Consider the following 20,195-nt stretch of genomic DNA (forward strand, 5'->3'; position numbering starts at 1 on the left):
GTCCACCGCCATGAAGCGGAGAACGCCGACCTGCCTGTCTGCGACGTCTGCGGAAGGGAGTTGTGCCATTGCAAGGACGGCAACGAGGCGCGCATCCGGAGCTGGCTCACGACCTACGAGGCGAGGACGAAGTCCCTCCTCCAGCACTACCGCAGTCAAGACCTTGCCGTCACCATCGATGCTGCGGGCACCCACGACCAGATAGCCGGACGTGCACTCGCCGCCGTCCACCGACACGGTCACCGCCAGGGGTTGAACGATGCCACCGCGGGCCCCACCGTCAGGTACGGAGGGCGGAGGGAGAAGCCATGTAGCTGGTACAGCTCGACTGACACGTCGGAGGCCGCGATTATGCTGTGGATCAACTCGGCGTCGGCGTACCGACGCGGCGGCGGTACGACCAGTGAGAGGGCGCCCGCCGCGAGCAGGGCCAGGGCCTGCGTCGCCGCGGTTACCGACCCAGTGCCGTGCAGTGGCCAGGCCCAGACTCCAGGCCGGTTGTGGGCCAGGTCGAAGGAGACGCACAGGAAGGGGAACACCGCCGTGGCGGCGGTGGCGAGGCGCCCTCCTTCCAATCGGTCGAGGGCGAGGCCGGGGTAGCCGGCGAAGTCGCGGGCGACGGCCACGGTGGCGCCGCCCGCGCCCGCGAGGATCGCCACAGCGCGTACTGATCGGACCCGGCCGATCACCGGCCGACCAGCGTGCCCGACAGGGCTTGTGACCCGCCGTGGACGACGGGTGGGCCCGGTGACCCGGTCGTACCGCACCATTGGTGGCCTGGCCCCTCGCGCTCCAATCGCGAGGGGCCAGGCCACCAAGTACGCACGCCTGCCGGGTGCGGGCGGATCTCGCCCCTCACCATCGTCCGGGGCGCCGGGATGCCGACGGACCCGGGCAGCACCGTCGGTGTTACCCCTTGTCGCTCCCGCCCGCGGTCCGTCCTCCCCTCACCCGTGAGGTTCGCATCGCGGATGCCGAGCCCGCTCAGGTCTCCGGGGACAGGATGCGCGTCGCGGACCGGCCTCGACCGGCCTCACAGCCTTCTGAGGGGCTGTCGGCCGTCCCCGGTCAGCTGCGGCCGCCAACCCGCCGGTGCAGCATGCGGTCGTGGCGGGTGCCGCGGTTGGCGGTAGCGGAGGTGCCGAAGACGCTGCCCAGGCCGCGGCCGATGCAGGCGACGGACGCGTCGCAGCGGACCTCGGTGGTGTAGCAGATCCCGTCGGGGACGGAGACCTGGTCGTCGCCGATGATCCGGTGGTTCACCCCGCCGCGCAGCCGGTACGCCCAGCGTTGCACGTGGGGATGGGAGGCCAGCACACCGTGCGTGCCAGCCGGGACGGGCCAGGCGTCGGACGCCGTGTAGGTCACGGTCTCGGTCGTCGTCTTGGTCCTGCTCGTGTTCAGGTTGAGCGAGGCCTTGATCTCCTTGGGGAGGGCGTCCAGGGTGATCGACCCGCCGGCCGTCGTCGTCAGGGTCCGCGCCCAGCTGTACGCCGTGCTCTGGGTCACGGTCGTCCCCCCGTTCTGGGCGACGGTGGCGAGGATCGTGGTGGCCGTGTCGCAGCCCTCGCCGAGCTTGACGGGGTCGACCACCTGGGCGGTCCACTTGTCGGCGGTGGTGGTGCCCGGGTAGTAGCCCGTGCGGTGGCCCCCGTGCGCCGCCGCTCCCGCTGCCGCGTGGCGGACGGCGGGGTTGTGGGCCGGTGCGGCGTCGGCGGGCAGCGTGCCTGTCACCGCGGCGGCGACGGCGACCGCTGCGACGGCGGCCGCACGCAGCCGGAGCCGGTCGAGGCGGTTGGGTCGGTCGGTGAAGCGGTGACGGGCGGTGCTCTTCTCGTGGATCACAGCGTGCCTCCGTGGTCGGCGGAACCGGTGGAGCTCCACGCTGGGGTCTGGTCTGATTGTCCATCAACGGTGGACAACGAGTTCGCAGGTCGGCAGTGGACAATGGACGTTGTCCACCGGCATCGGGGGCGCGGGGGGATGGCGGGACGCGAGCAGCGGGCACCCAGAGGCGAGTCGGAGGACCTCACCGAACTCGCGAAGCTCCTCTGCCAGGTCACCAACGGACTCACCGTCCGCGCGCTGGGCGAGCGCTACCACCAGCTGGGCGGGAAGAGCACTTGGGCGAAGTACCGCTCCGGCGGACAGGCCGTCCCGAGGCACGTGCTGCTGAGGGTCATCGACGACCTCGTGCCGGACGAGCGGACCCGCCTGGTGCTGGCGGCCAGGGTCGAGGACCTGTGGCAGCGGATCGAGCATCCCCCCGGGCAGGCGGCCGCCGGGCCCGGCGCCGCCCCTGCCGCCACCACCGGTGCGGACGGACCCCCGGCACCCGGCGAGGGCCCGACCGCCGCCTCCCGGCCGGACGGCCCCGAGCCTCCGAGAAGTGCCGGGGTACGGCCGTCGGACACGGGCAGGCTCCGGCGGCCCCGCCTGATACTGGGGGCCGGAGCCGCCGTCCTCGCCCTGGCGGCCACCGGCGTCCTCCTGTCACACGGCGTCGGCTCCGTCGGCCACGCGGACCGGCCTGCCGAGGCGGCCGCTGCACCCCCACAAGCCCCCGCCCCGACACCGCAGGGGACTGCAGGCGGTGCTGCGGCGGAGCACGTCTACGCCGTCACCGCGGACCACGGGGCCGTCCTGCGCTGGGACGGCGGCACCGCGTGGACCACCGTCGGAGGCCGCGCCGACCGCCTGTTCACCGGCCAGGGCCTGCTGTTCGCCACCGACCCTGACACCCATGCTGTCTTCCGCTACGACGGCGTGCCCGGCTCGTGGACGAACGTCGGCACCCCCGGCGCGGACTTCGCGGTCGGCCGCGGCGCCCTCTACTCCCTCGCCCCCGACTCGAGCATGGTGCTGGCCTGGAACGAGGTCCCTGGATCGTCCTGGGCCAGGATCGGCGGGCCGGCCGCCCGGCTCTACGCACACGGCGGCGACCTCTTCGCCACCGGCCCGGCGGGCAAGGAGGACCTCTTCCACTACACCGACGCGGACGGAAGCTGGCATCACCTCAGCGGTCCCGCCGCCGCCTTCGCCGTCGACGGACGGCACGTCTACCGCCTGGCTCCCGACAGGTCGGGCATCTGGCAGTGGGACGGCACCGTAGAATCCTGGACCAGGATCGGCGGTCCCGCCGCCGACCTCTACGCCGGCGGCGTGGGGCTGTTCGCCACCGATCCGGCCACCGGCCGGATCTCCCGCTACGACGGCACACCCGGCTCGTGGACCGCCATCGGCGAGGCCGGCTCCGACCTCGTGGTCGGCGACCACTTCCTCTACCGCATCGCCCCCGACCACGGCAGCGTCTGGCAGGGCGACCGGGACGGTCACTGGACACGGATCGGAGGCCCGGCCAGCACCGTCGCCGTGGACCGGTGACGCCCCGGGGCCGTGCCGCGTCCGGCGGTGCGAGTGGTTCCGGCCCGTCCTGCCGTCCACCCGCACACCCGCGACCCTCGGCACACCACACCGTGGGCCCGGCAGGGCCACGACACCACAACTGTTTGCGAGGCGGGGTGCCGTTACGGTGCGGTCAGCCCGATGAGCTCGGCGATCACCTCGGAGGCCGTCACCGGATCGAGTACGGCGAAGGTCGGGAGGTTCCGGCTGCGGGGTGGGTGGTGGCGGCTGGGCGGGGCTGCGTCTGCCCCGCGTCGGAACCTGTGTCGGACCCGCTGTCGCGCCGGTTCGGCCCGGGCAACCTGCCTGTGGGTTACGGGAAGTCGGTCCCGTCGACTTCCTGTGTACGGCGCGGGCCCGGGCCGGTGGGTGCGGAGGGAGTGCCGGCTCGGTTGGTGGGGGTGGGGGAGTCGGTGGGGTCGGCTTTCTGTGCGGGGCGGGTGGCGAGGGCGGGTGGTGGTGGGTTGGCGGGGGTCCGGCTGCTCTGGGGTGTGGGGTGGTGGGGTTTTGGTTTGTCGGGGGTGGTGGTGGGTGGTGGGGGTGGGGTGTTGGGGTTAGTGGTGGGTGGTGGTGTGGGTGTGGCGGGTGAGGGAGTCGAGGGTGACGGCGGTGAGGAGGACGGCGCCGGTGATCATGTATTGGATGGCTTGGGGGGCGTGGACCATGTCGAGTCCGGTGGTGATGGTTTGGATGACGAGGATGCCGAGGAGGGCGGACCAGGCGTTGCCGCGGCCGCCGAAGAGGCTGGTGCCGCCGATGACGGCGGCGGCGATGGCCATCATGAGGACGTTGCCGCTGCCGAGTTGTTTGTCGGCGGAGCCTTGTTGGGAGGCGTAGAAGAGGCCGCCGAGGCCGGCGAGGAGGGCGGAGAGGAGGAAGACGGTGGTGCGGACGAGGGTGATGTTGATGCCGGCGCGGCGGGCGGCTTCGACGTTGCCGCCGAGGGCGAAGATCTGGCGTCCGTAGCGGGTGCGGCGCAGGGTGAGGTCGGTGGTGACGACGGCGGCGGTCAGGACGACGAGGGACAGGGGCAGTCCGCGGTCCTGGTTGAGGGTGTAGGCGGTGGCGAGGGTGGGGACGGCGAGTGCCGCGGTGCGTAGGGCGGTGTCGGTGAGGGGGCGGGTGGTGAGGCCGGCGGCGGTGCGTCGTCGGGTGGTGTGGAGTTGGGTGAGGAGGTAGAGGGCGGGGGCGAGGACGGCCAGGGCCCAGGCGTAGGCGGTGTCGCCGTCGCCGAGGAAGGTGGAGTCGAGGCCGGCGATGATGCCGTCGTGGCGGTTGTTGACGGTGCCGCCGTCGCCGAGGACCCATTCCTGCAGGCCGCTCCAGGCGAGCATGCCGGCGAGGGTGACGACGAAGGCGGGGACGCCGACGCGGGCGAAGAGCAGTCCGTGGAGCAGGCCGATGGCGCAGGCGGCGGCGAGGGCGGTGGTGATGGCCAGCCATTCGGGCCAGCCCTGGCGCACGGCGAGGACGGCGGCGATCGCGGAGGTGGCGCCGGCGACGGAGCCGAGGGAGAGGTCGATCTCGCCGAGGACGAGGACGAAGACGACGCCGACGGCGATGAGGCCGGGGCCGGCGATGAAGCGGGTGATGTTGGTGAGGTTGTCGGCCTGGAGGAAGTGGTGGGTGACGCTCTGGAAGACGATGGCGATGGCGAGGAGTCCGGCGATGACGGGCAGGGCGCCCAGTTCGCCGGAGGCCAGGCGCCGGCGGGCGGCGTCGGCGCGTCCGGCCCAGGTGGGGGCGCTGACGTGCAGGCGCGGGTCGCCGGCGCCCGGGCCGGTGGCCGGGCCGGTGGCGGGGCCGGTGGCGGGGCTGGTGGCGTCCGGGTTGGTGGCGCCGGGGTCGGTTGCGGGGCTGGTGGCGTCTGGGGTGGTGGTGCCGGGGCTGGTGGCGCCGGGGTCGGTTGCGGGGCTGGTGGCGTCTGGGGTGGTGGTGCCGGGGTTGGTGGTGCCGGGGTCGGTGGCGGGGCTGGTGTGGGGGTTGGTGGTGCCCGGGTTGGTGGTGGGGTTGGTGGTGTTTGGGTCGTCGGCGCGGGGGTTGGTGGCGGGGGTGGTCATGCGGCGTCCTCCTCGTCGGCGCGCCGGGCGCGGCGGCGGGCGTGGGCGTTGTCGTCGGCGCCGGTGATGGCGGCGATGATCTGTTCCTGGGTGGTGCCGGTGACGGGGAAGCGGCCGTTGTTGCGGCCCAGGCGCAGGACGGCGACGGTGTCGGCGACGGCTCGGACGTCGGCCATGTTGTGGCTGATGAGGATGACGGCGAGGCCGCGTTCGCGTAGGCGTTCGACGAGGTCGAGGACCTGGGCGGTCTGTTCGACGCCCAGGGCGGCGGTGGGTTCGTCGAGCAGGACCAGGGAGGGGCGGCCGACCAGGGCGCGGGCGATGGCGACGACCTGGCGTTGGCCGCCGGAGAGGGCGGCGACGGGGGCGCGTACGTCGGGGATGCGGATGGCGAGGGTGTCGAGCAGTTCCCGGGCGCGTTGTTCCATGGCGACCTCGTCGAGGAGGGCGCGGCGGTGTTGTTCGCGGCCGAGGAAGAGGTTGGCGATGACGTCGAGGTTGTCGCACAGGGCGAGGTCCTGGTAGACGGTGGCGATGCCGAGGGCGGTGGCGTCCTGGGGGCGGGTCAGGCGTACGGTGCGGCCGTGCCAGGTGAGGGTGCCCTCGTCGACGGGGTGGACGCCGGCGATGGTCTTGACGAGGGTGGACTTGCCGGCGCCGTTGTCGCCGACGAGGGCGAGGACCTCGCCGGGGTGGACGTCGAGGTCGACGTCGGTGAGGGCCTGGACGGCGCCGAAGCGCTTGGAGACCGAGCGCAGTTGGAGGACGGGCGCGCCTGTCACATGAACCATCCTGGGTGTCCGGGGGACGGGGGGAGGGGGGTGCCCGGGCCGCGGGGTGCCCGGTACGAGGGCACCCCGGTGGGAGGGTTGCCCGGGTCCGGGGGTCGGCCGGGTCTGTCCGGGCCGGCGGGCCGCGCGGGCCGTCCGGGCCGGCCGGGGCGGGGCCCGCCCGGTGGGCGGGTTGCCCGGTGCGCGGGTTGTCCGGTGGGCGGGTTGTCCGGGACGGGGGCCGCGGGGGGCCGGGGGTTGGCCGGTTCGGGGCGGGGGGTGGTTACTTGAGGCCGGCGGTGGTGCAGGCGGCGGCGTAGTCGGCGGTGCAGATGTCGGAGGCCTTGTAGAGGCCGTCGGCGATGACGGTCTGGGCGATGTTGGCCTTGGTGACGACCTTGGCGTCCAGGAGTTTGGCGGGGATGTTCTTGTCGGTGTCGCTGTCGAGGGTGGTGGTGGCCACGGACTTGACGTCCTTGCCCTGGAGGAGGTCGACGGCGAGTTCGGCGGCGTTGTCGGCGAGGGGCTTGTAGGCCTTGTAGATGGTGTAGGCCTGGTCGCCGTTGACGACGCGCTGGATGGCGTCGAGGCCGGCGTCCTGGCCGCCGACGGGGACGTTGACGCCGGAGCCGTGGAGCTGGGTGATGATGGCGCCGGCCATGCCGTCGTTGGCGGAGTAGACGCCCTGGAAGCCGTTCTTGCCGAGTTCGGTGACGGCGGCGGCGATCTTCTGTCCGGCGACGGTGGGGTCCCACTGCCCGGACTGCTCGTAGACGACCTTCTTGATCTTCCCGTCGAGGACCTTGTGGGCGCCGGTCTTGAACTGGGCGGCGTTGGGGTCGGCCTCGTCGCCGTTGATCATGACGATGTTCGCGTCGGGGGCCTTGGGGCCCAGGGCGTCCAGCAGGGCCTGGCCCTGGAGTTCGCCGACCTTCTCGTTGTCGAAGGAGACGTAGGCGGAGACCGGGCCGGTGGCCAGGCGGTCGTAGGCGAGGACCTTGACGCCCTTGGCGGCGGCCTCCTGGACCCAGCCCTGGGTGGACTTGGCGTTGTAGGCGTCCAGGATGATCACCTTGACGCCCTGGGTGAGGAGGGTGTCGAACTGCTGCTTCTGCTTGGCGGCGCTGCCCTCGGCGTTGTTGTAGAGGACCTTGCACTGCGCGCACAGGGACTTGACCCTGGCCTCGATGAAGGGCCGGTCGAAGGACTCGTAGCGCACGGAGGAGGCGTTCTCGGGCAGCAGCAGGCCTATGGAGGTGGTGTCGCCGGAGGCGGCGGAGTCCTTCTTGTCGCCGCCGGCCTTGCCGCAGGCGGCGGTCATGGAAAGCGCCAGCGCGAGGCCGACGGTCGGGACGAGTACGCGACGCAGGACGGCGTTCATACGGGTGCCTCTCCCTGGGGACGCCGCGGCGGTGCGGCGGGGGTGGGGGGAGTCAACCCTGACCGCGTACATGGCGTCAAGAAGTAAAACCAGACTCCGAGGAGCCGCCTGCTATTCGTTATCTTCGTGAACGCTTCCGGTCTCGGCGGCGTGTTCGCTTGCCAGCACGGGCCGCGGCACGGTAAGGGCCCGGTTGGTCGGGGGTGGTGTCGAACGCGCGGGCGAAGGCGTGGGCGGGCGGGCGTGGGTGGGCGCTGCCGTGGCCGGCCGGGCGGGCCGCCGTCTCCGGCGGGTCGGTGCCCGGCGCCGCGGGGCGGTGGAGCGGCGGGTTGGGGGTGGTGCGGGAGGGGCCCGTGTGAGCGGCCGGTGCTGCGGCCGGCACCGGGTCGGCCGGTGCCGTGCCCCGGGCCCCGGTGCCGGGCCGGGTGGTCCAGGCCCGCACCTGGTGGACCGGTGGCAGGTCGATCGGGGCCGGTGCGGCTGGTCGGCCCCCGGGGGGATCGGCGGCGGGCTCCGCGCCCAACAGGTCGACGGCGGCACGTAGTTCGGGCCGGTCGCCGGTGCGGCCGGTCGGCGGGTGGGCGACGGCGGGCGGCTCGCGTGTGCGGGGGTGGCCCGGGTCGCGGTCGGGCCGGTACGTGCCGTACGGCGGCTCGGCGCCGCCCGCGCCTTCGCCCGCATCCTCCTGCCCGCCGGGCGCCTGCGCCCTGTTCCCTGGCCGGGGGTGGGACGCCCCGGGGCGGTGTCCGGCTCGGGCGACGCTGTGGCCTGATCGTGCGTCAGCTCACGGTCGGGAAGGGCGCGTATGGTGCCGTGCGTCGGCGGCGGCGCGTCGCCCTGGTCCGGGGGTAGTGGTTTGCCGCCTGCGGCCGGTCGGCGGGTGGGCGACGGCGGGCGGCTCGTGCGTGCGGGGGTGGCCCGGGCCGCGGTCGAGCCGGTACGTGCCGCCCAGTGGCTCGGCACCGCCCGCGCCTTCGCCCGCATCCTCCCGCCCGCCCGGCGCCTGCGCCCTGTTCCCTGGCCGGGGGTGGGGCGCCGGGGGTGGGCGGCGTTCTGGCCTGATCGTGCGTCAGCTCACGGTCGGGAAGGGCGCGTACGGTGCTGTGCGTCGTCGTCGCGTCGCCCCGGTCCAGGGGCAGGGGCGGGGGTAGTGGTTTGCCGCCTGCGGCCGGTGGGCGGAAGGAGTCGGACGGCGCCGCGTGGGGCCCCGCTCCTTCGTGTGCCGGGATCCGCACCCCCCGGGCGCCCCGCTGCCGGTCGTTCGCGGGAGGGGCGGTCCGCCCGTGCCGCGGCGATCGCGTCGCCGGCCGCGTTCGTGACGGATCGGGGCAGTGGGCTGCCGGGCCGCCGGGCCGATCGTGTATCCGGGCGGGCCGGTGGGGTAGTGAGCGGCTCGCCCCGGGCTGTGTGGCGTCGACCCGCGGACGGGCGGCGCGGCGGGAGGGGCGGCCATGGGGCGGGTCGGCGTCGGGGGGCGCGCGGATCGTCGGGATCCTGGAGTGGCGGGGTCCCTTCGTTTAGGCCGGGCCGGTTGGGCCCGGCCTCACCGGCGGCGCCCGGCGCCGGGCCGGCGCCGACCGCTACGGCCTCGTCGAGCTCCCGCCTCGGTGCCCTGCGGGCCGGGGTGGTGTGTGACCGGGCGTGCACCGTCGTGGTCGGCACCGGTGTCGGTGGCGGTGGCGACGGCGAACGCCGCGGAACTTTGATGTTCCACCGCCGCGGGGGCCGCCCTCGGCCTGTGCGCCGGGGCCGGTATCCGACCCGAGGGCGTCGACATCGTCGTCCACGCCCACCCGCACGGCGACCATGTCGGCTGGAACGCCCTTGGCCGGGAGGGGAGTTGGGTTCCGGTCTTCCCGGCGCCGTGTGTCGCCTGTCCGTCGACGGCCTCGCCTTCTTCGACCCCCGGCGCCGTCCACCCGCCCGCACCGGCACCGGCGTCGACCCTGCTCGGTGGGTGCGGTGGGGTCAGGTCTTCGTCGGCGGCGTCGCCCCTGCCCTGGTTGCCGGGGCAGGCCGCCCGCTCGGGGCGGTGCCTGCGCCGTCGGCGCAGGTCGCGTCCTCGAACAGGCCCTGGGTCGCACCCTTCGGCTCCGGCGTCCCGCGCGGGGTCGGCGGGTGAGGGCGCGGTCTTCGGCGGGGATGTGCTGCGCTCGCCGGGCCGGCTCGCCCGCCCTGTCTGCGGCGGCAGCTTCCGCCTGGGTCGGGTGCAGGCTGCCGCGAGCCGGTGCCGGATCCTCCAGCGGGCCGCCGAGCGGCGGGAGTTGGTTGTCCGTGCCCACCTCGCCCGCACCGGTGCCGGCGCCGCCTACCCCGCCGGCACCGGCACCGGCACCGGCGTCGACCCTGCTCGGTGGGTGCGGTGGGGTCAGGTCTTCGTCGGCGGCGTCGCCCCTGCCCCCGGCCGTCGGGGTAGGCCGCCCGCTCGGGGCGGTGCCTGCGCCGTCCATCCGGCCCGCACCGGCGTCGGCGTCGGCGTCGGCGTTGGCGTCGGCGTCGGCCCCGCCCGGTGGGTGCCGTGGGGCCGGGTCCTGCGCTCGGTGGTCTTGGTCGGCGGGGTGTCCGCGTGCGTGCTGATCTTGTGCCGAACGACCTGTGGGGGCGAGTGGCCCCGTTGCTGCCGCCTGCGGCTGAGCGGCGTTGCCGTCGCCCGGGGCGGCTGCGCGTTGCTGACCGGGCCGCGCTCGCCGGTGTCTTGTAGGTGTTGGGGACCGGTGTCGCCTGGCGCGATGTCCCCGCGCGGGTCGTGGGTTGTTCAGGGGTGGCGGCTCGGTGCCGGCCTCGGACTGGACGGAGGCCGGTGTCTGGCCGCGTCCGCGCGCCACGCTACTGGACGGGTTGCGCCGTGCCGGCCTGCGGGACCTGGACGACTGCGCCGTGGACGGGGTCGCATGTGCGGGCGCTGAAAGGGGGGATCACGTTGGCCGGTCGCCGGTCGCCGGTCGCCGGTCGCCGGTCGGTCGGTCGCCGGTCGGTCGGGGCCGTCCCGGCTGCGAGCACCAGCTGATCGTCGACGGGGATGGCATCCCGCTCGTCGTCACCCTCGCTGGTGGGAGCCGGCGCGATGTCACCCGGCTCGTACCGCTCCTGGATGCGGTCCCGTCGGTTCGTGGCCCGCGGGGGCGTCCTCGGCGCAGGCCGCGCCGCTGTGCGCGGACCGGGGCTACGGCTTCGGCGAGTACCGCCGCCTGCTGTGGAAGTGCGGTACCAAGCCCGTGGTCGCGTGCCGCGGTGTCGCCCACGGTTCCGGCCTCGGCAGGGTCCGCTGGGGTGGTGGGGCGGGCGTTCGCCCGGCTGCACCGGTTCAGGCGCCTGCGCATCCGCTGCGAACGCCGTGCCGGTCTCCACCGGGGCCTGTTCGAACCGGCCTGCGGCCTCCTCTGCCTCCGGCGACTCAATGGGGCTTGAGCTGCGGTGCGTTCACATCGCATCGGCTTCGTTCCCGCTGGTCGCCCACGCCCGGTACCGATCCCCGAAGACCGGGCCGGGGGCCGGCCTGTCCTTCGTCCCAAGGGTGTCGAACCGGACCTGACCGTTGGCGGCTGCGGTGACCACCAGCCGGACGGACGCGCCGCACCCCATGTCCGAGATGATCATCGACCCCGGAACGGGTGAGCCTCACTTTGAAGCGACGGGTATGCCGCCGGCTCCGGTGTCCTGTGCCTGGGTCGGCGGGTGAGGGCGCGGTCTTCGGCGGGGATGTGCTGCGCTCGCCGGGTCGGCTCGCCCGCCCCGTCTGCGGCGGCTGCTTCCGCCTGGGCCGGGTACAGGCCGCCGCCGGTCGCCGGGGTCGGATCCTCCGGCGGGCGGCCGGGTGGCGGGGGTTGGTCGTGCCCGCGTACTTCGCCGGCCCGGGTGTGGTGTGGGTGGAGCGTGCCGGTTTTGTGCCGTGGTGGGTGTGCCGGGCGTGCCGGGCGTGCCGGGATCCCGGGGGGTGGGGGTGCCCGCCGTGCCTTCGACGTGGCGGGCGCCCCGGCCCGGGGTGGTTGAGGGTCGTGGAGTCGGGTGGCGGGGGTTGGTCGTGCCTGTGTATTTGGCCGGTCCTGGCGTTGGTGCGGGTGGGGTGTGTCGGGGCCGGTTTCGCGTGGTGTCGGGCGTGTGGTGGGGGGTGGGGGTGGGGTGCCCGCTGTTTCCCCCGGGTGTGGCGGGCACCCCGGTTCGGGGTGGTGGTGTGTCAGGGGCGGTCGAGGGTGATGGAGTTGATCGGGCCGAGGTCGTAGTAGACGCCGTTCTGGGCCGGGATGTCGTACACGCAGTTGCCGCCGCCGCTGTTCCGGCACAGGTGGGCGTGGGCGCCGCCGGTCTGGTTGTTGAGGACCCAGTGGTTGCCGTACTGGCCGCTGAGGTTGTGGGCGCCGTAGCTCCAGTAGACGGCGCTGGGGGAGGAGGCCGGGTTCTGGTCCTGCGGGTAGAGGCAGACGGCGCCGGACGGGCAGCCCGCCCAGTCGCCGGTGACGGCGGCGCCGGCGCTGGTGATGCCCGTCGTGGTCAGCGCGGCGGCCGTGATCGCGACGGCGGTCAGGGCACGGGTGATCCTTCGCATGGGGTTCTCCCTCGCTGGTGGCGCGGCCCCGCCCGTGGTCCGGGCGGGCCGGTGCTCGTCAGCGTAGGAACGCGCGCCCGCCGGCGGTCCCTGACATCCGACAGGGGCGCGCCGGCGCGTCCCGGGCGCCGGGAGGTGCTACGGGGGCCGGGCGTCAGGCGTCAGGCGTCGGGGTCCGGTTGCGGGGGCGGCGGGTAGGCCGGGCCCGTCTGCCGGAACGCCGGCCCCGCCGCCTCGATGTACGCGCGGAAGGCGGCCCCCACGGAGCCGACGTGCAGGTCGACGACGACCTCCTCGCCCTCGTGGCGGCCGTCCTCCGTGAGGGCCAGGCCGATCAGCGCCAACTCGCCGGCCTGGTCCCTCTGTTCGCGTTCCTCCCAGGTCTCCTCGCCGAGCTCGCCCTCGTCGTCGCGTTCCCAGGCCGCCATCGCGGCCCGGGCCAGCTCCGCGGGCAGGCGCACCGTGACCCGGCCGACCTGCTGGTGGACGTGCTCCCCGACCGCGGCCAGCAGCTTCGCCTCCTGCCGGTACAGCGTGTACTGCTCCTGATGTGTCATGAGGGAACTCCTTGTGGGTCGTCGGGCCGCACGCCCGGGGTCAGGCGCAGCCGCTCGGGTCGGGCCGGGGCCCGCAGGCGTTCGGGCGGCAGTTGGTCGCGGCGGGCCTGCCAGGAGAGCAGCCGGGCGCGGTCCTGCTCGTCCCCGGCCCCGGTCCCGGCCGCAGCGCCCGCCGGGCCGGCCTCGCGCAGCAGCACCCGGGCCGGGCGGTCCTGGCCGCCGGGCAGGACGTCCAGCACCAGGAAGCGCGTGCCGGGCCCGAACACCACCTCGGGATCGCCCTCCTCGGCGATCACCGACGTGCGCCGGCCGGTGGCGGACCACACCAGGAACTCCACGCCGGTGCCCGGCACCACCTCCGCCTGCGCGGTCCCCACCACGGGCGCGGGCTCCACCAGCAGCGCGCCGCGCACGTACCGCGCCAGCACCTCCTCACCCGCCTCGGCGCCCAGCAGCACCGCGCCCCGGTGGTTGGGCAGCCGCCGCAGCCCCGACCCCAGGCAGGCCAGGTACGGGGCCAGCGGCCCGGTGGCGTGGTCGCCGCGGCGGGCGGCCTCGACCAACTCGGCGCGGTGCACCGGGATGCCGGTGTCGGCGTGGTGGAGGTAGACCGCGGCGAGATCGTCCCGCAGGTCGTCGCGGGCCTGCGCGCGCAGCGCCGGCATCCGCAGCGCGGCCTGCTCGGCGCGGCTGGCGTAGCGGTGGAAGTCCGTACCCAGCAGCGCCCGGAAGGCGGCCCGCTCGGCGGCCGTGGACACCCGGCCGGCCACGCCCGCGCCGGCGGCGGGCGGGACGAGGAGACGGGGCCCGGCTGCGGAACCGGCGGAACCGGCGGAACCGGCGGAACCGGGGGTGTCGGGGGTTTCGGGGGTGGGGCCCTCCGTTGTGGTGGCGGCGGTCGGGGTGGGTGGTTCGCCGGTGCTTTCGACGGGGGCCGGGGAGGTGTGCGGCTCCTGCGGGGCGCTCGGCCCGGGCGGATTGAGCCGCTCGTCGCCGTGTTCGGGGGAGCCGTGGGTGGGGGTGCTCTGCGGCGGGGCGGGGGGCTCGATGGGGCCCTGCGCTTCGGCCGGGGTGGTGTACGGCTCCTGCGGGCCTGCCGGTGCGGCCGGGCCGGGGGACGGTGCGGAGGCGTCGGGGACGGTGGTGCTCTGCGTGGTGACGGTCGCCGCCGTGGCCGGGGCGATGGGTTCGGGTGGGGTGAGTGGCTCGCTGCCGTGCTCGGGGGTGTCGGAGGTGGTGGTGCTCTGCGTGGTGACGGTCGCCGCGGTGGCCGGGGTGATGGGTTCCGGCGGGGCTTGCGGGGTGGGGGAGTCGGGGACGGTGGTGCTCTGCGTGGTGACGGTCGCCGCCGTGGCCGGGGCGATGGGTTCCAACGGGGCCTGCGGGGCCTGCGGGGCCTGCGGCGCGGGGGTGGGGGTGGGGGTGGCGGGTAGGAGCAGTCGCGGGGCGGGGGCGCCCGGTTCGGTGAGGGCGGACACCAGGTCCTCCAGGACGGCGAGGACCTCGGCGGGCGCCGGCCGGTCGGCCGAGCCCGCGATCAGCGTCGGCCGGGCCGGGTCCGGGGCGAGCAGCCGGGGGCCGCGGTCGTCGGGCACCTGCTCGGGCCGCAGCCACAGCCCGGCCGGGACGGCCTCCAGGCGCCAGCCCGCGACCGGGGCCTGATGGAGCGCCGGGCCGCAGTCGGCGAAGGCCGCGGGAAGGGGACGCCACGCGGAGGCGATCACACGCCCCAGCTCGCGGCAGGCGGTCAGCTCGGTCAGCCACGGCTCCCAGGCCGGGGCCCCGTCGGCGCCCAGGACGCGGGAGGACCAGCCGCTCGCGGTCGGTGTCGGCAGGCCGACGGCGGCCCGCACGTCGTGACCGAGGGCCACCGCGAGCGCCCCGGCCAGGGCGACGAGCTGCGAGGTCTCGGCCCACGGCGCGCTGACCAGCAGCTCGGCGGGACGGGCATTGGAGGGGAGGGGCGGCACGGCGGCGGTGGCGATCGCGGCGACATCGGCGGCCGGCGGCAGGGGCGCCTGCGGGCGGCCGACCACCAGCACCGGGATGCCGGGCGCCGCGGCGGCCCGCAGCAGGGCGGCCGGCACGGCGGCCGGGACGGGTGCGCCGTGGAACCACAAGCCGTGCGGCAGCACGGTCACCAGCGCCTCGACCGTGCCCTTCGCGGGCCCGGCCACAGGTTCGGCCACGGGTTCGGCCGGTGCCGTGGGAGAGGGTGCCGGTCCCGCCGCCGGTGCAACCGGGCTGGTGGGAAGGGGGGTTGGGTTCGGTGCGGCGGCCGGTTGCGCCGCAGCCTGGGTCGCGGTCTCGGCGGGGGCTGTGGGGGAGGGCGCCGGGCCTTTCGCCGGTGCAACCGGGCTGGTGGGAAGGGGGGTTGGGTTCGGTGCGGCGGCTGGTTGCGCCGCTGTCTGGGTCGCGGTCTCGGTGGGTGCTGTGGGGGAGGGTGCCGGTGCCGCCGCCGGTGCAACCGGGCTGGTGGGCAGGGGGGTTGGGTCCGGTGCGGCGGCTGGTTGCGCCGCAGCCTGGGTCGCGGTCTCGGCGGGGGCTGTGGGGGAGGGTGCCGGTGCCGCCGCCGGTGCAACCGGGCCGGTGGGCAGGGGGGTGGGGTCCGGTGCGAGGGGGTGCGGGGCGCGGACGTGCCCGCCGGACGCCTGTGCCGTGGTCGTCGCGGGTGTCGCCGGGGTGGCCGCCACGACGGCTGCCACGGCCGCCGTCGTGCCGCTGGCGCTGCCGGTGCCGGTGTCCGCGCGCCCGCGTGCCGCGCCCGTACCCGTGCCCGTGCTGCCGGTTCGGGGCAGTGGCCACACGGGCCCGAGTCGGCGGGTGCGTCCGTCGGGGGTGAACAGCCACCAGGAGGACGCTTCGGTGTCGGTGGCGCCGGTGGTCAGCAGGGTGCCGTCGGGGCGCAGGGTGACGAGTCCGTCCGGGGCCACGATGCTGGTGGCGGCCAGTTCGGCGATCCGTTGCGCGGGCCTGCGTCCGGAGGCGGGTGGTGCCGCGAGGGCGGAGGCGGCCAGGACCAGGGTGGCGGCCTCGCGCTCGGCGGCGGTGCGGGCCAGGTCGCCCAGGCGCTCCAGCAGGACGGGCTGGGCGTCGGGGGCCGCGGCCAGCACCGTGACGGTGCCGGGTACGGCCTCCAGCGCGGCCAGCGCGTCGGTGAGCGCTCCCGGCAGCGCCGCCGCCCCGCCACCGGACGCGCCACCGGACGCGTTGCCGGGCTCGATACCGGACGCGTTGCCGGGCGCGATGACGAAGTGTGGGCCCGCCTCGTGCAGCGCGGCCGGGCCCGCGGCCGCGGCCGCGGTGGTGTCGGTGTCGGTGCGTCGGCGGGTCAGCCAGCGCCGTGCCCCGAAGGCCTGCTCGATGGCGCTCACCGCCCCGACCCCCCGTCCCCGTTCCCGCCGCCGCCCGCGCCGCCGCCGCCGTCCGTGCCCCTGCCGCCACCGCCGCCGCCGCCCGTGCCGCCGTCGTCCGTGTCGTCGACGAGCGCGGTCTGCACCTGCACGCTCCGGCGCCGGGTGATGTGCAGGGCCCGGCCCGGGGGCAGCGCCCGCGGCTTGGTGTTGCCGAACAGGAAGCCCTCGCTGGGCGGGCAGGACAGCAGCAGCGCCGGGGTGTTGACCTCTTCGAGCTTGCGCAGCAACTGGTCGGAGGAGGCCCGCCCCACCCCGTTGGCACTGCGCGCCACGACCAGGTGCAGACCCAGCTCGGAGCCCTGCGCCAGGTACTCCAGCAGCGGCGCGAACGGATGGGCGTGCATGCCGCCGGGAGAACCGGAGACCAGCTCGTAGTCGTCGACCAGGATGAACAGCTCCGGGCCCTCCCACCAGTCCCGCAACCGCAGCCGCTCGGGGGCGATGTCCGCCCCCGGCAGCCGGTTGCCCATCGCCCGCGCCGCGCCGTCGACGATCTGGCGCAGCACGTCCACCGCGACGGCGTGGCCCAGCCGGTACTCCGGCGGCACCGCGCCCTGCAGGACCCGCCGGTAGTCGACCAGCATGATCCGCGCCTCGTCGGTGCCGTAGGCGCGGGTGATACCGGCGGCCACCAGTTTCAGCAGGTTCGTCTTGCCGGACTCGCTGTCACCGACGACGACCAGGTGCGGCGACTCCTCGAAGTCGTGCCACAGCGTGTCCATCGACACGTCCTGCACACCCAGCGGCACCCGCAGCCGCCCCTGGGGAGCGGGCAGCGCCGCGGCGGGCAGGTGCAGCGGCAGCATCCGCACCTCGGGCGCGCGCGGGCCGCTCCAGTGCTCGGCCACCGCGTCGACCAGGTCGGCGACGCCCTCGCCCAGGTCCTCGGTGCTGCCCTGGCCGTCCAGGCGCGGCAGCGCGGTCAGGAAGTGCAGCTCCTCACCGGTGAGCCCGCGCCCGGGGACCTTGGGCACGGTCGCCGCGACGCGCATCCCGATCGCGGAGTCGACCGGGTCGCCCAGCCGCAGCTCGAACCGGGTGCCCAGCAGGTCCCGCAGCGCACCGCTGACCTCGCCCCACCGGGTGGTGCCCACGACCAGGTGGATGCCGTAGTTCAGGCCGCGCTGGGCGATCAGCGTCAGGGCCGGCGCCAGGTCGGGGAACTCCTGACGCACCGTGTTCCAGCCGTCGACGACCAGGAACACGTCACCGTGGCCCTCCCCGTCCAGCGCCCCCTGCGCCAGCGCCCGACGGAACGCCGCCACCGAGTCGATGCCCAGCTCGGCGAAGCGCTGCTCGCGCCGCGCCAGGATCGCGTTGACCTCCGCGACCGTGCGCACCACCCGCTCCGGGTCGTGGCGCCCGGTCACCGCGCCCACGTGCGGCAGAGCGCGCAGCGAGGACAGCGTGCCCCCGCCGAAGTCCAGGCAGTAGAACTGCACCTCGCGCGGGGTGTGGGTGAGCGCCAGCGCCGCGACCAGGGTGCGCAGCAGCGTCGACTTGCCGCTCTGCGGCCCGCCCGCCACCCCCACGTGCCCGCCCGCACCCGACAGGTCCGCCACCAGCAGGTCGCGCACCTGCTGGAACGGCTTGTCGACCACGCCCACCGGCACCCGCAGCGCGCCGCGGCCCGGATCGTCCTGCGCGGTCAGCCCGCACCCGGGCACCGCCGCCAGCGGCGCCAGCAACTGGTCCAGCGTCGCCGGCACGCCCAGCGGGGGCAGCCACACCGGGTGCGCCGGCGGACCGGCGTCCACCAGCTTGTCCGCCGCGATCTCCAGCAGGCTGCGCCCCGAGGCCGCCTGCGCCTCCCGTTCCTGCCACTGCCGCTCCGTCTCCTGCTCCGCCACGACGGCGCTCTGACGCGGCGCCACGTACCCGGTGCCGTAGACCGCGACCTGCCCCGCCGCGGCCTGGCGGCGCGCCGCCACCGGGCGCGGCGCCCGGTAGGGCCCGGAGACGTACGCGGCCTTGAACCGGGTCAGCGTGGCGATGTCGCTGCGCAGGAACCCGTTGCCCGGCTGCGAGGGCAGGTGGTAGGCGTCCGGCACCCCCAGCACGCCCCGGCTCTCCATCGCCGAGAACGTCCGCAGACCGATCCGGTAGGACAGGTGCGACTCCAGGGCGTGCATCCGCCCCTCGTCCAGGCGCTGCGAGGCCAGCAGCAGGTGCACCCCCAGCGAGCGCCCCAGGCGCCCGATCATGATGAACAGGTCCATGAAGTCCCGGTGCGCGGCCAGCAGTTCGGAGAACTCGTCGACCACCACGAACAGCGTCGCCAGCGGCTCCAGCGCCGCACCGCCGGCCCGGGCCCGCTCGTAGTCCAGCAGCGAACTGTAGTTGCCCGCCGAGCGCAGCAGCTCCTGACGGCGCACCAGCTCCCCGTGCAGCGCGTCGCGCATCCGGTCCACCAGCGCCGCCTCGTCGGCGAGGTTGGTGATCACCGCCGAGGTGTGCGGCAGCCGCTCCAGGCCCAGGAACGTCGCCCCGCCCTTGAAGTCCACCAGCACGAAGTTCAGCACCTCGGAGGAGTGCGTCAGCGCCAGCGCCAGCACCAGCGTGCGCAGCAGCTCCGACTTGCCCGACCCGGTCGCCCCGATCAGCATCCCGTGCGGCCCCATGCCGCCCTGCGCCGACTCCTTGATGTCCAGCTCCACCGGCGTGCCGTCCGCGGCGATCCCCAGCGGCACCCGCAGCCGCTCGGCCACCCCGCGCGCCCAGCCCGCCGCCACGTCGTGCCCGTGCAGGTCGCGGACGCCCAGCAGCGACGCCAGGTCGAAGTCCCCCGCCAGCGGCTCCCCGCCCTCCTTCCCGTCCCCGATCCGGTACGGCGCCAGCGAAGCGGCCAGCCGCCGCGCCGCGGGCAGCGACAACGCGTCCGCCCGCCCCAGAGCGCTCTCCTCGTCCCGGTGGTTGCGGTCCGCCCCCACCATCGCCAGGCGCCCGCCCTCGATCCGCAACCGCAACCGGTGCCGCGAGGGCTTCCACTCCAGCGCCTCACCCAGGTCCAGCAGCACCGCGTTGCGCCACCCCGCCAGCGCCGCCCGGCTGCCCGCACCCACCGCCACACCGTCCAGCACGACCACCGTGAACGGCTCCTCCCGGCCCGGCTGCGCCTCCGGCTCCCACGGCCCGCGCCCCGCGAACTCCGCCCCCAGCACCTGCTCCAGCTCCGCCACCGAGCCCGCCACCAGGCGCACCGGCCCCAGCGCGTCGACGTCCTGCGGGTGCAGCGCGTGCGGCAGCCACTTCGTCCACTCCCACCGCGCCCGCTGCCCCGCCTCGCACACCACCGCGATCCGCAGCTCCTGCGGCGCGTGGAACAGCGCCAGCTGCGCCAGCATCGCCCGCGCCAGCGCCCGCGCCGCCTCCCGCTCGTCCGCGCGCACCAGCACCTGGGCGTAGCCGCGCACGTACACCGCGATCGGCTGGTCCGCGACCGTGCCGTAGGCGTGGATGAAACGGCGCAGCGCGTGCGCGCACAGCGGCTCCAGGTCCTCCACCGGCTTGGTCGACAGCGGCGCCAGGCGCACCGCCAGGCGCTGGTGCCCCACCCCGACCCGCACGTCCCCGAAGTCCGGGTGCGCGGCGCGCCGCTCCCACAGCCGCGAGGTGCGCACCAGCGAGGCCAGCGACCCCGGCGCCGGGTGGCGCCAGGCCAGCGCCTCCTGCTGGCGCACGATGTGCCCGCGCACCTGACGGCGCATCTGCGCCAGGTAGCGCAGGTAGTCGCGCCGCTCGGCGCGCAGCTCCCGCTTGCGGTCGCTGGAGCCGCGCAGCAGCGACGTCACCAGCATGCCCACCGCCGACAGGCCCATCATGCCCATCGCGACGTACGTCATGACCCCGCCGCCCTCACCCGGGCGCAGGAACACGAACACCATCGACAGCGAGCTCAGCGCCATCGGCGCCATCGTGATCACACTCGACATGCCGCTCTGCGACTGCGGCAGGACCGGCGGCTCCTGCAACTGGATCTCGCCGTCGGGCATCGCCGGCCCGGGGCGCCGCGGCGCACGCTCGACCACTACCACACTCAACGAAAGCGCTCCTCGCACCGGCG

At 75.3% G+C, this 20,195-nt stretch carries 10 protein-coding genes and 1 pseudogene; 2 read left to right on the forward strand and 9 right to left on the reverse strand.

Going from position 1 to position 20,195, the window contains the following annotated elements:
• Positions 1 to 239: 239 nt before the first annotated feature.
• Entirely contained in the window at positions 240 to 659 is a 420-nt protein-coding gene (locus tag ACFV8H_RS16055; RefSeq protein ID WP_380400127.1) for a hypothetical protein, read from the reverse strand.
• A 409-nt stretch (positions 660 to 1,068) separates the two neighbouring features.
• Positions 1,069 to 1,845 (reverse strand): hypothetical protein, encoded by a 777-nt coding sequence (locus ACFV8H_RS16060; protein ID WP_380400129.1) that lies wholly within the window; start codon positions 1,843 to 1,845, stop codon positions 1,069 to 1,071.
• Positions 1,846 to 1,983: 138 nt separating this feature from the next.
• Here ACFV8H_RS16060 and ACFV8H_RS16065 point away from each other — a divergent pair, with 138 nt between their 5' ends.
• Complete coding sequence (locus ACFV8H_RS16065; protein WP_380400131.1) at positions 1,984 to 3,384, forward strand: hypothetical protein; 1,401 nt, start codon at positions 1,984 to 1,986, stop codon at positions 3,382 to 3,384.
• Between the two features lie 575 nt (positions 3,385 to 3,959).
• Here ACFV8H_RS16065 and ACFV8H_RS16070 read toward each other — a convergent pair.
• The 3 genes from ACFV8H_RS16070 to ACFV8H_RS16080 form a co-directional block, all read right to left on the reverse strand.
• Entirely contained in the window at positions 3,960 to 5,465 is a 1,506-nt protein-coding gene (locus ACFV8H_RS16070) for a sugar ABC transporter permease (RefSeq protein ID WP_380400133.1), read from the reverse strand.
• On the reverse strand, positions 5,462 to 6,256 hold the full coding sequence (locus ACFV8H_RS16075; protein WP_380400135.1) for an ATP-binding cassette domain-containing protein: 795 nt from the start codon (positions 6,254 to 6,256) through the stop codon (positions 5,462 to 5,464). The genes ACFV8H_RS16070 and ACFV8H_RS16075 overlap by 4 nt, the downstream gene beginning before the upstream one ends.
• Before the next feature lie 262 nt (positions 6,257 to 6,518).
• Positions 6,519 to 7,616 carry a sugar ABC transporter substrate-binding protein gene (locus ACFV8H_RS16080; RefSeq protein ID WP_380400137.1) on the reverse strand — a complete coding sequence of 366 codons (1,098 nt, stop codon included), beginning with the start codon at positions 7,614 to 7,616 and terminating at the stop codon, positions 6,519 to 6,521.
• 2,566 nt (positions 7,617 to 10,182) lie between these two features.
• On the opposite strand from ACFV8H_RS16080, the pseudogene ACFV8H_RS16085 reads away from it, so the two are divergent.
• Positions 10,183 to 11,024, forward strand: a pseudogene (locus ACFV8H_RS16085) (IS5 family transposase).
• Positions 11,025 to 11,790: 766 nt separating this feature from the next.
• Here ACFV8H_RS16085 and ACFV8H_RS16090 read toward each other — a convergent pair.
• The 4 genes from ACFV8H_RS16090 to eccCa all read right to left on the reverse strand — a co-directional run bounded on the left by ACFV8H_RS16090 (position 11,791) and on the right by eccCa (position 20,124).
• Positions 11,791 to 12,159 carry a hypothetical protein gene (locus ACFV8H_RS16090; RefSeq protein ID WP_380400140.1) on the reverse strand — a complete coding sequence of 123 codons (369 nt, stop codon included), beginning with the start codon at positions 12,157 to 12,159 and terminating at the stop codon, positions 11,791 to 11,793.
• A 161-nt stretch (positions 12,160 to 12,320) separates the two neighbouring features.
• Positions 12,321 to 12,716 (reverse strand): hypothetical protein, encoded by a 396-nt coding sequence (locus ACFV8H_RS16095; RefSeq protein WP_380400142.1) that lies wholly within the window; start codon positions 12,714 to 12,716, stop codon positions 12,321 to 12,323.
• Positions 12,713 to 16,090, reverse strand: coding sequence for a hypothetical protein (locus tag ACFV8H_RS16100; protein ID WP_380400144.1), 3,378 nt, complete (start codon positions 16,088 to 16,090; stop codon positions 12,713 to 12,715). The genes ACFV8H_RS16095 and ACFV8H_RS16100 overlap by 4 nt, the downstream gene beginning before the upstream one ends.
• Positions 16,087 to 20,124 (reverse strand): type VII secretion protein EccCa, encoded by a 4,038-nt coding sequence (eccCa, locus tag ACFV8H_RS16105; protein WP_380400238.1) that lies wholly within the window; start codon positions 20,122 to 20,124, stop codon positions 16,087 to 16,089. Before eccCa ends, ACFV8H_RS16100 begins: the two co-directional genes overlap by 4 nt.
• Positions 20,125 to 20,195 lie beyond the last annotated feature (71 nt).

It is taken from the genome of Kitasatospora sp. NPDC059827, assembly GCF_042731675.1.
Classification (GTDB): Bacteria; Actinomycetota; Actinomycetes; order Streptomycetales; family Streptomycetaceae; genus Kitasatospora.

What these genes read in the sequence shown, in the direction of transcription:
- ACFV8H_RS16065 (WP_380400131.1), top strand. Translation starts at nt 1,984, where the DNA reads ATGGCGGGACGCGAGCAGCGGGCACCCAGAGGCGAGTCGGAGGACCTC.
- ACFV8H_RS16070 (WP_380400133.1), bottom strand. Translation starts at nt 5,465, where the DNA reads ATGACCACCCCCGCCACCAACCCCCGCGCCGACGACCCAAACACCACC.
- ACFV8H_RS16095 (WP_380400142.1), bottom strand. Translation starts at nt 12,716, where the DNA reads ATGACACATCAGGAGCAGTACACGCTGTACCGGCAGGAGGCGAAGCTG.
- eccCa (WP_380400238.1), bottom strand. Translation starts at nt 20,124, where the DNA reads ATGCCCGACGGCGAGATCCAGTTGCAGGAGCCGCCGGTCCTGCCGCAG.
- ACFV8H_RS16075 (WP_380400135.1), bottom strand. Translation starts at nt 6,256, where the DNA reads ATGGTTCATGTGACAGGCGCGCCCGTCCTCCAACTGCGCTCGGTCTCC.
- ACFV8H_RS16080 (WP_380400137.1), bottom strand. Translation starts at nt 7,616, where the DNA reads ATGAACGCCGTCCTGCGTCGCGTACTCGTCCCGACCGTCGGCCTCGCG.
- ACFV8H_RS16090 (WP_380400140.1), bottom strand. Translation starts at nt 12,159, where the DNA reads ATGCGAAGGATCACCCGTGCCCTGACCGCCGTCGCGATCACGGCCGCC.